Here is an 11,092-nt window from a genome sequence, read left to right as displayed (position 1 = left end):
CAATTTAGTAGTTTGAGAAGCAGAAGAGTTAGCGTTACCCTCGTCAGCTGAAGCTGCGAAACCTAGAGAAACTAATGCTGCGATTGCGATGATCTTTTTCATAATTGTTGTTTTTGTTTGTTTAATAAATGTTTTGTCGTTATTGACAATACAAAGATGCGACGCGCAACTGCATAGAGGAAAAAAAACAAGCTTGTTAACCCATCGTTAGGAACTGGTTAACCACCCATTAACAAACAAAAAGCCCTGCTAATAGCAGGGCTTGGAATATATTATGTTGATAATCAATACTAAACTGATACGTTAAACTCTCTTAGTGCATCGTTCAGACTAGTTTTCTTATCTGTAGACTCTTTACGTTTACCTATAATTAAAGCACAGCTTACTTGATAGTCACCTGCAGGGAACTTCTTTGTATAACTGCCAGGTATAACTACACTACGTGCGGGTATTACACCTTTTGTTTCTATAGGCTCGCTACCACTCACATCAATTATTTTAGTGCTTTGTGTCAATACCACATTAGCGCCAAGTACAGCTTCTTTCTCTACTCTTACTCCTTCTACAACAATGCAACGAGAACCGATAAAGGCACCATCTTCAATGATAACAGGGCTAGCTTGCAAAGGTTCTAATACACCACCAATACCAACACCACCGCTAAGGTGAACGTTTTTACCTATTTGTGCGCATGAGCCAACAGTAGCCCATGTGTCTACCATTGTTCCTTCGTCTACATAAGCACCAATGTTTACATACGATGGCATCAGTACCACGTTTTTAGCTATATAAGCTCCGTAACGAGCTACAGCATGCGGTACTGCGCGTACACCAAGGCCAGCATAATCTTTTTTCAGTAACATCTTATCATGAAACTCAAAAGGCTCCACATTCCATGTTTGCATTTGCTGCACACCAAAGTATAATAGTATAGCTTGTTTTACCCACTCGTTTACCTGCCAGCCATTTTCTGTTGGTTCAGCAGTACGTAGGCGTCCTTTATCCACTTCTTCCATTACAGCACGTACGGCATCTTTGTATTGCTCCTCTTTCATCAGGTCGCGGTTTTGATAAGCCGCTTCTATCATTTCTTGCATAATATTCTATTTGTGCGCGAAAATAAGAAAGCTTAGAGTATAATACCAATTGCTAATACGATTAATAAGAGATTAATTTTTCAATTCGTTTTTAACCCTAGGTTACATATATGACAAAGCGGTGTAGCAATGACATTTTCATTACATTGCGTATATGTGTAATACTTTAATTTGATACTGTAATCACTAAAAAAACGACTACTATGAAAAAAATCTTTACACTATTATTAAGCTTTGTAGTCTTTTATGGTCAAGCAAAATCAATTAACACCGCCTATGAAAAGCTGTGTGATGTGAACAAATGCTGGACGGAACAAAAAGATATCAATAAGCTAAACTATCCAACGAAAACTAACTATACAGAAAGGGAATGGATAGCAATACACTTACAATTGGTAGAGCAGACTTTGCGAGCCAGAAGTACAGCACATCTTAATGCAGAGCAAAAAGCGAACAGGTTAGACGCCTTGAATCATTTGAATGCATATTGGAAATCAGGTGCATTTCCTATAAATGAAGATTTCGCCTATCGTCTGCCTATTTTTATAGATAAGCATGATAATTTTTGTGCTGTAGGGTATTTGGTAAAAGCTACAGGCTACGAAGAAGTTTCCAGAATGGTAGCTGCTAAGACCAACTATGCTTATGTAAGAGAGATGGATTATCCTGAACTAAATAGTTGGGCTAATAAATATGGTTTTACAGAAGATGAGTTGGCGTGGATACAACCAGGATATCCCCCTGCACGTTATGTAGCTCAAGTGGGCGGTGGTACAGATGGAGAGGTTATAGACCTATTTGTGAATGGTGCAGGTGATAAAATGTATGTAGGCGGATCATTTAAAAATGTGGATGGTAGTATTGAGGCTAATAATATTGCTTATGTAACGGAAGCTAGTGGTGTGTATACATGGCATAGCATGGGTAAAGGAATAAACGGTAAAGTGGAAGCAATAGCAGAGTTTGATAATAAGATATTTGTAGGCGGAACATTTACAAAGGCAGGAGATAGTGTTGTTACTAACATAGCTTATTGGGACGGTAGCATCTGGCATACTGCAGGATGCTTATGGGGAGAAGTGAAAGACCTAAAAGTGTATAAAGGAGAGTTATATGCTTGCGGCAGTTTTGATGTATGTGCCGCATTGGCTGATATTAATTTAGCAAAATGGAATACGACATATAATATGTGGCAACCAATGCCAGGCTTAAGCGGTGTCATAAATACCATGCATGTATATAAAGATGAGTTGGTATTGGGAGGAGCATTTAAGTATGCTTCTACAGGAAAGGACTGCAACATTGCTAAAACAGATGGTAAAGGGACATTTACTGTATATGGAAATGCAATTGAGCATGAAGTAATGGATATTGAAGACTATGGGGATACATTATACGCAGGTTGCAAAAAGGTGGCGGCTAATATTGATCTACTGAAGAAGTTGGTAGGTACTAGTTGGCAAAAGCAAGCTGTTTTTCCGGGCATGTCAACACAGCCTATTGTCTCTTTCAATTCTCTGTGTATAGATAAGGACACATTTATGGCTAGTGGAAACTTTAGTTTCAGTCCGCTTTTAGGTACATTTTTAAAGAATAATATAGACCTTACTCCTTACATAAAATCGTCAATGAATGCGCCTTATTCATTTATAGTAGATAGTACGATCAATGACATGGTGGTCTTTAAAGGTTCGGTCATTGCAGGAGGTGTATTCAAGTATGGCTACTCTGCATTGCATCCTGTTAATAGCATTGCTAGAAAGGTAACAGAATGGTCGGTAAATGTACCAGTGCTTCATAAAGAGCATACTCGTTTTGATATTTACCCCAATCCTGCTACTGGTACAATCACTATAGAAAATAATATAAAAGCTAATCGCTTAACAGTTACCGATATTAATGGCAGGGTTATTAGATCACTATCCATTGATCCAAAAGCGAAACAACAAGTGGAGTTGAATGATATAGCTAGTGGTACGTATGTTTTAGAAGTTAGCAATGAATTAGGAGCGCGTAGCTCACAAAAGCTTATTATAAAATAATAGCATTAAAATTAGGCTGCAATAATATCCTTAGAGCTACATATTACTTGTGTAGCTCTTTTGTTTATTTAGCAAGTTTTGGGTTTTTAATACAGCACTATCTAAGTAGTTTCGCTATAGTATATTAATTCAAATGAAAGATCAGGCCTCAATAGATTATAATAGAATAGCTAAGGCGATAGACTATATAAAAACTCATTTTAAGGAGCAGCCCACTTTAGATGAAGTGGCTAATGCTGTTCATTTGAGTCCGTTTCATTTGCAGCGTATGTTTACAGAATGGGCGGGTGTAAGTCCTAAAAAATTCCTTCAGTATATATCTGTTGAACATGCAAAAAGAACTTTGTCTGCACAACAACCTACTTTGTTCGACGTAGCCACGGAAGTTGGATTGTCGAGTACTAGCCGACTACACGATCTGTTTGTAACCATAGAAGGGATGACACCAGGAGAATATAAAAATGGAGGGAAGGATCTATTGATACAATATGAGTTTGTTGATAGTCCATTTGGGAAATTGCTGGTGGCTTGTACCTCAAAGGGTATATGCTATATGGGGTTTGCTGATGATGATAACACAGAAGACTTAACTAGAAGATTCCCCAATGCAAGGTATGTAGCACAAAAGGATATTGCGAAGAGTGTTGCAGGGATATTCAATGACAACTGGACAGGTGTGAAGCTACATCTTAAGGGAACCGGCTTCCAGCTAAAGGTTTGGGAGACACTGTTGAAGATACCAATGGGACAACTGGCCACTTATGGTAGTATAGCAGAGGGGATACAGTCTCCTAAAGCATCAAGAGCAGTTGGTACGGCTATTGGTAGCAACCCTGTAGGGTTCCTTATCCCTTGCCATAGAGTTATAAGGGCAAGTGGTGTTATTGGCGACTATATGTGGGGTAGTACCAGAAAAATGGCAATAATTGGTTGGGAAGCTGCAAGAGTAAATAAAGAGCAAGAGTGATGACTTTATATGATGATATGATAGAGAATATATTGCCCTATGATGGTGTGGTAACTTATTATGGTAAGGTACTTGATGAGCATATGTCCTCTATGTATTTCAAGTATCTCTTTAATAATATTGCTTGGCAACATGATGAGGCAATAATTTTTGGTAAAAGAATAATTACCAAACGAAAAGTAGCTTGGTATGGAGATGATGATTATGGTTACACCTACTCTAATGTTACTAAACAAGCGTTGGCGTGGACAAAAGAGTTGTTAGAACTTAAGGCTCTAGTTGAAGAAATAACAGGGGTAGTTATAATTCCTGTCTATTAAACCTTTACCATACAGGAGAGGAAGGTATGGCTTGGCATAGTGATGATGAAAAAACATTGGAAGAAAAAGGTACTATAGCATCCTTAAGTTTTGGTGCAACAAGGCGATTCCTTTTCAAACATAAAGCCACTAAGTATAAAGTGCCATTGGTATTGGAGGCAGGTAGTCTGCTCGCAATGAAGGGTGTCACACAAGATCATTGGCACCACAGGTTGCCAACTACTAAAAAAGTAAGCACGCCGAGAGTGAATCTCACCTTTAGGACAATGGTGAATAACAAATGAATTATTCCTTATTGTGCTTGTGTACGAAGTCTGCAACACTATGTAGTATATGCATGCCTAGTTTGTTGAGCAGTTGTGGGTTGTCCAAAATATTAGCAATGTCTGCACCTTTTATTTGACCTAAAGCTTCATTTGTTCTATCAGTAATATAGGTCATTGCATTTTTTAATGGTAGTCCTGAACGCTCTGCATATGAGTTGACGATAGCCATTTCATAATTCTCCTCTGTTGTGATACATTTCTTGAAGTCATCATAATTCATCTTCATAGGAGGAATGATACCACACCAGAAGTTACGTTCCATATAGTGAGAGTAAGCACCAGCACCATGTATTACCACAAAGACATTGTCTGCGATCGGGTTGTCGGGGTGCAGCTCTTCAGGTATAGCCGTGTCTTCTTCTGACACATCAAAGTCAGCACATGCTCTGCCATGAATATTGCCTTTTAGTTCGGCACGTTTTTCCAGCTTGTGAGCTTTACCATATTTGAGTATGAAATAATCGTAGGCTAACCCGAGTCCTGTTAGTGTTCCATTTTCAGAAACGCCGGTTGTTAGAGTTACTATTCTAGTGCCGTCTTTATTTATTTTGATGTTAGACACCTTACCTATCAATACTTCTGTATTGGCAACCAGCCACCTGCCCGGTTCTGTATCTATACGTTGAGGTAATGAAAGCCCTTGTGCTTTATACACCTCTTCTATTTTGGGTAGTATATGGTCGCTATATGTGCTTATGGCAACAGCGGGATCGTAGCCGCCACTTAAGTTAAGCTCTTCTACCTCAATGCCATGTTTTTCTTTTATGGTCTTAGTAAGTAGTGCTGCGTTGGTTATGCCATAATCCCAAAGGGTAGGGGTATTAGAGCCGCTTCCCGGATGAAAGGTAAATCCGGCCAAGGTCATACCGTAGTCTAGAATGTTTTGTGCCAGCTCTAGCGCTTCCTCATTATCTACACCATACCTTTTATTGAACGACTGCGAAAATCCATCGCCCGAGCTACTGCCTTCGGCATTAAAGAGCCTTAATAACAAACGTACTTCTTCGTTCCTAATATCTAGGTTCTCTATCTCTTCGTTCAGTATTCTGATGTCATGAATGTTGTCTGTAGAGAAGCTCCTGATGCCATCTATCAATGCTTTTTTGATGTCGGCTCTTTCCTTTTGCGTTTGTCCAAAGTTTACTCTTTTGCCGATCTCCGATTTAGGGAGTCCACATTCTATTAGTATTCTTAATTCGCTATATGTTGCAATTTCAAAGCCTGCACCTTTGGCAATAAGTACTTTTAAAACACTGGGTTCTGCACTTGCCTTTACAGCAAAGTGTATTGTGCCATGTTGCCCAAAATGTTTATGAAACTCGTCATAGTTATCTTCCACAGCATCGTAATGGCATACTCTATAGGCATGGCGTGCCAGTTGGTCAAGAAACTGCTTGCCATTAACATGTGTGCTCCATTCCTTAAAGTTGTCAGCTATGGGGTGCGTAGTAAGAGGCCCTTTCTTCATGTTCATCATTATGCGAAAATGCTTAAGCGGGTGCAAAGATGCATTCTTATTTACAAATACGCAGCACTGCCCTTGATAAATTCTAACTTTCGTTAGCTGTATTCTCTTTTACCAAGTGCTCTTCTATGATCTCTTTTAATACATGTTTAGGCAAAGCTCCGGGTTGCATCATAGGTTGCCCTTCGGTAGGAATGAAAAGTATGGAAGGTATGCTCTGTATCCTGAAAACTGCAGATAGCTCTTGCTCTACCTCTGTATCTACCTTGTAGATGATAAGTTTGCCGTCATATTCATTAGAAAGGTCTTCTAGAATTGGGGCTACCATTTTGCATGGGCCACACCAGTCTGCATAAAAGTCTATTATAGCGGGTAATGCACCTGTATATTTCCACTCTTTATTGTTCTCGTAGTCAAATACTTTCTCTTTAAATTCTGCTGTTGTAAGCTGTACTGTAGCCATTTCTTATATATTTTCTGCAAAGGTAGGATAATATAAAGGCCAATTGTGTAATGAAAGTAACACAAGGCTATTAAGGAAGGCAGGTAATGGTATGAAAGGTGTGGGTGTACCAGCCATATATTCTGCTAAATGAAAAAGGAGCTACAACATATTCTGTCGTAACTCCTTGATTCTCTGTGGAGGCACACGGATTCGAACCGCGGACCCTCTGCTTGTAAGGCAGATGCTCTGAACCAACTGAGCTATGCCTCCATCCTTTTTCCCTCGAAGGGATTGCAAAGATAGTTACGTTTTTTATTTCACCAAATCCTTTTTTAGAGATTTTTATTTGTAATGTTTAGTTGCTGCCCTTAAAGGGTTGTTTTAGCTATAATATTCAGGAAAAGTATTGTGTAAAATAGTATCGAGTTTTTGTGCTGTCAGGGGTTTGTTGATAAAACTATGCACCAAATTAGTGTTTTTTGCTCTTTCAATATCGTCTGGGTTTATTGATGTGGTCAACACTATCAGCCTTATGTCTTTTTGATGAAACAGCCCAAGCTGTTCGTATTCTTCAAGAAATTCCCACCCATTCATAATTGGCATGTTTAGGTCCAGCATGATGAGTATGGGTTTATCACAATCTGCCTCTATGTTACTTTTTATGAACTCTATGGCATGAAGCCCTGTGTTTTGAGTAACAATTTTATGACTACAATTTGCTCTTGTTATGAGCATTTTGTTGATAAAGTTAGTTGACTGGTCGTCATCTATTAATAAAGTACAGCCTAATATGCTATCCATTAGTTACTTAAATTATTAGGAATAGTAAAAAAGAATGTAGTGCCCTTACCTATTACAGAATCAAGATAAATAATTCCTTCGTGCAGTTCAACTATTTTTTTGCATTGTGACAGACCAATACCCGTTCCTGCATATTCTGATTGTAAGTGCAATCGTTGGAAAATTATAAAGACTTTCTCTTGGTATTTTTCATCAATGCCGATGCCGTTATCTTCTATACTAAATAGCCAATCATGTTCTCTTTGTGTACAGTTGATCTTTACTATTGGGTTCGTATCTTTTTTTCGATACTTCAGCGCATTACTTATGAGGTTTTGAAAAAGTAAGCGGATGTCGGTATTAATAGCTGTAATAGTTGGTAGCGAAGCAACTTCTATAGTAGCATTGGTCTCGTTAATGCTCGCTGTTAAGTCTTGTAGAACTTCGGCTACTAACTTGTTACAGTTTACTTGTATTTTGTCTCTTTTACTACCTATTTTGGTATAGCAAAGTAGATCGTGTATAAGTGTGCTCAGTCGTGTAGAGGATGAAGAGATAAAGTCTATATAAGTATGAGCTTGCTCGTCTAGTTTGTCACGGTATTCTTGTTCCAGCAAGTCTATAAAGCCTGACATGGAGCGCAGAGGTTCTTGAAGATCGTGAGAGGTGATGTAAGCAAATTGTTCCAGCTCTTTGTTTTTTTGTTCTAGTTCAGTAGTGTATCGTCTTCTTTCTTGTTCTACTTGTTTTTTCTCAGTAATGTCTCTAACAATAGCCAATGTAAAACGCTCACCTTCAGTTTCTGTATTAATAGCAGACAAGGCTATGTCTACAAAAAACTCACTACCATCTTTACGTTTAGCCATTAGGTCCATATTGCTAGATCCCATTTGGCGAGTTGAAGGTTTTTGTAGATAATCTTTTTTGTGCTGGGTGTGCGTAGTTCGGTATCTGTCTGGTACCAAAAGCTCAATAGGGTTGTTTATTATTTCTGCTTCATTGTATCCAAACAATCTTTCTATTTGTTGATTAACAAATTGGATATTACCATCATTGTCTACTATCATTATTCCATATGGGGCATATTTGGTCAGGCTTCTAAAGCGCTCTTCCGAACGTCTTAGTTGAGCGATCATAGACTTTTGTTGCTGGTTTGTTCTTTCTTTTAGCTGCTCACGCTTATAGAGTAATGTACTTGCCCAAAGAATGATAATGATATAGACAATATTAGTAACACCTAGCAGAATGCCATGACTGTCATTGGTGGTATATAGCCCTAATTGTTCTTGGTATAGTACTGCCCACCCTAATGCTAATTGTGCTATAATAATAGCGGGTATTAAGGATCTTACTAGCCTGCCTGCACTGTTGGAAGAAAACCAAATATGGAAGATGCCATGATTGGGGTTGCGTGCCATGATACCGAGGATCAAAACTAAATAGCTGATAGAGGTAAGTATTGAAATGCCTGTTTGAAAATCAGATCTGGTAGCGAAAAAAGGTATAACTGTACTGGTATAACCAAACAGGGCTAACCATGGTACTATTGCCGCAATAGATGCAATAACTGCAGATAGGCGATTATGTTTCCTCTGTTCGGAAAACGAAAGAGCCAACGATGTGTATATAAGTATACCTGTTATAATAGTGTGGGGTGATGGTCTGCCGGGGTAAAGATTACCCAACGATAGCACCTGCTCTTTGTAAAGGATCAACTCTATGCTGGGAGGCAGGTTGATGATATATTGTGTAGACGTCCATAACGATATTGCTAAACCCAGTGAAGCCAGTGTATAGACAAGAATTTTAACAGGGATAGAATACTTTATGTTTTTGGACCAGGTAATAGTAAGGGGAAGTGCAAACGATAGTAAAATACAAGCTGTTAAAGGGGTCATTACAGGAAAACCAGGTAAGACACGTTTAAAACTCTCTATGTTAAACTGCCACCCAAGTAGTACTATAGCGCAGATGAGTATAACGAACCATCCGGCAATCTTTGATATTAGATGTATTTTTCTTACTCCTAAATTCATTATACGTTACTGTACGTAATATGTAGTGCACATATATATTACAACTGATTTAAGATACACAAAAAACACAAAAGCCAATAAAAGAGGGGGAGCGTAAAAACACCCTCTTTTATTGGCTTTGCAATAATACTATACTACAGCATTGTTGTTGGACATACATAATCTGTAATGTCAAACTTGCCACTCTCTTTTATAGCTTTGAATCCACCTTTTACATCTATAAGGTTTTCATAACCTCTAGCCCTCAATATAGAAGTGAATATCATAGAACGGTAGCCTCCTGCACAGTGTACATAATAGGTTTTGTCTTTATCTACTTCAGACATACGATCGTTAATATAGTCTAGAGGCAGATTCTCAACACCTACTATATGCTCACTAAAAAACTCACTTTCTTTTCTTACATCAAGTACATTGGCTCCATTGCTAATTGCTACAGCAAGGTCATCAGCCGTTACCGATCTAATGCTGTCGCATTCTTTACCTGCTGCTTTCCATGCTTCACATCCTCCTTTTAAGAAGCCAATAGCATTATCATAACCTACACGAGCTAGTCTCGTTACTACTTCTTCTTCTTTTCCATCTTCTGCAACAATAAGTAGCTGTTGTTTAATATCTGGTATCAGTGCACCTACCCAAGGGGCAAAGCCTCCGTTGATACCAATATTGATAGCGTTAGGGATAAAGCCTTGAGCAAATACCTGAGGATCGCGCGTGTCTAATACTATAGCACCTGTTTCATTTGCCGCAGCTTCAAAAGCGTCCGGTGTCATTGCTTGTAGTCCACGTTCTAAGACCGTGTCAATGCTATCATAACCTTCCTTGTTCATCATCACATTGAGTGGGAAGTATTTGGGAGGAGGCATAAGGCCTGTTACTACTTGTTTGATAAACTCTTCCTTAGGCATGTCCTGCAGAGCATAGTTGGTTTCTTTCTGATGTCCTAATGTATCAGTAGTTTCTTTACTCATATTCTTGCCACAAGCACTACCGGCACCATGTGCAGGATAAACGATAATATCGTTAGCAAGAGGCATGATCTTGCTGTGTAATGATTCATATAAAGTACCAGCCAACTCTTCTTGAGTCATATGTGCTGCTTTTTGTGCTAAGTCAGGACGGCCAACATCTCCTATGAATAAAGTATCTCCACTAAATAGAGCTACATCTTTCCCTTGCTCATCACTTAGTAGGTAGCATGTGCTCTCCATAGTATGCCCGGGAGTATGCAATGCCTTGATCTTGATAGCACCTAGTTCGAATACCTGACCATCTGTTGCGATCAATGCATCAAAGTTGGGTTGTGCTGTAGGGCCGTATACAATTTGTCCGCCCGACTTCTTTGCCAAGTCTATATGTCCTGAAACGAAATCAGCATGGAAGTGCGTTTCGAAAACATATTTTATTGTCGCACCATCTTTTTTAGCACGGTCAAGGTAAGGTTGTACTTCTCTCAATGGGTCGATGATAGCTGCTTGCCCATTACTTTCAATATAATAGGCTCCTTGTGCTAAACATCCTGTATAGATCTGTTCTATTTTCATCTTGTATATGTTTTATTCGTTTTAATTTTTACAAATATCTTATCGTTTCGTTGTTCTGTTTGTAACTTAT

General features: G+C 38.8%; 10 protein-coding genes and 1 tRNA gene. 4 read left to right on the top strand and 7 right to left on the bottom strand.

The annotated features are described in order from the left end of the window. Positions 1-290: 290 nt before the first annotated feature. Positions 291-1,097 carry a 2,3,4,5-tetrahydropyridine-2,6-dicarboxylate N-succinyltransferase gene (locus R2800_15720; GenBank protein ID MEZ5018508.1) on the bottom strand — a complete coding sequence of 269 codons (807 nt, stop codon included), beginning with the start codon at positions 1,095-1,097 and terminating at the stop codon, positions 291-293. A 203-nt stretch (positions 1,098-1,300) separates the two neighbouring features. On the opposite strand from R2800_15720, the gene R2800_15715 reads away from it, so the two are divergent. The 4 genes from R2800_15715 (at position 1,301) to R2800_15700 (ending at position 4,710) form a co-directional block, all read left to right on the top strand. Further along, positions 1,301-3,139: a T9SS type A sorting domain-containing protein gene (locus R2800_15715; GenBank protein ID MEZ5018507.1), complete on the top strand. Its 1,839-nt coding sequence runs from the start codon at positions 1,301-1,303 to the stop codon at positions 3,137-3,139. Positions 3,140-3,272: 133 nt separating this feature from the next. Next, positions 3,273-4,106: a methylated-DNA--[protein]-cysteine S-methyltransferase gene (locus R2800_15710; protein MEZ5018506.1), complete on the top strand. Its 834-nt coding sequence runs from the start codon at positions 3,273-3,275 to the stop codon at positions 4,104-4,106. Next, positions 4,103-4,426, top strand: coding sequence for a hypothetical protein (locus R2800_15705; GenBank protein MEZ5018505.1), 324 nt, complete (start codon positions 4,103-4,105; stop codon positions 4,424-4,426). The genes R2800_15710 and R2800_15705 overlap by 4 nt, the downstream gene beginning before the upstream one ends. A 26-nt stretch (positions 4,427-4,452) precedes the next feature. Next, on the top strand, positions 4,453-4,710 hold the full coding sequence (locus tag R2800_15700; protein ID MEZ5018504.1) for an alpha-ketoglutarate-dependent dioxygenase AlkB: 258 nt from the start codon (positions 4,453-4,455) through the stop codon (positions 4,708-4,710). 1 nt (position 4,711) lies between these two features. On the opposite strand, the gene R2800_15695 is transcribed toward R2800_15700, so the two are convergent. The 6 genes from R2800_15695 to R2800_15670 all read right to left on the bottom strand — a co-directional run bounded on the left by R2800_15695 (position 4,712) and on the right by R2800_15670 (position 11,022). Beyond that, complete coding sequence (locus tag R2800_15695) at positions 4,712-6,220, bottom strand: hypothetical protein (GenBank protein MEZ5018503.1); 1,509 nt, start codon at positions 6,218-6,220, stop codon at positions 4,712-4,714. An 82-nt stretch (positions 6,221-6,302) separates the two neighbouring features. Then, positions 6,303-6,680, bottom strand: a complete 378-nt coding sequence (trxA, locus tag R2800_15690) for a thioredoxin (GenBank protein ID MEZ5018502.1) — start codon at positions 6,678-6,680, stop codon at positions 6,303-6,305. Positions 6,681-6,857: 177 nt separating this feature from the next. Continuing rightward, a tRNA-Val gene (locus R2800_15685) sits at positions 6,858-6,932 on the bottom strand. 111 nt (positions 6,933-7,043) lie between these two features. After that, the gene (locus R2800_15680) at positions 7,044-7,463 is read right to left on the bottom strand and encodes a response regulator (protein ID MEZ5018501.1); all 420 of its coding nucleotides are present in this window, start codon (positions 7,461-7,463) and stop codon (positions 7,044-7,046) included. Beyond that, positions 7,463-9,478, bottom strand: coding sequence for a PAS domain S-box protein (locus R2800_15675; GenBank protein ID MEZ5018500.1), 2,016 nt, complete (start codon positions 9,476-9,478; stop codon positions 7,463-7,465). The genes R2800_15680 and R2800_15675 overlap by 1 nt, the downstream gene beginning before the upstream one ends. Before the next feature lie 134 nt (positions 9,479-9,612). Beyond that, positions 9,613-11,022 (bottom strand): MBL fold metallo-hydrolase, encoded by a 1,410-nt coding sequence (locus R2800_15670; GenBank protein MEZ5018499.1) that lies wholly within the window; start codon positions 11,020-11,022, stop codon positions 9,613-9,615. Between the last annotated feature and the right edge of the window lie 70 nt (positions 11,023-11,092).

The organism is Flavipsychrobacter sp. (assembly GCA_041392855.1).
Taxonomy (GTDB): Bacteria; Bacteroidota; Bacteroidia; order Chitinophagales; family Chitinophagaceae; genus UBA5543.
This window is presented reverse-complemented; position numbering and strand designations above follow the sequence as displayed.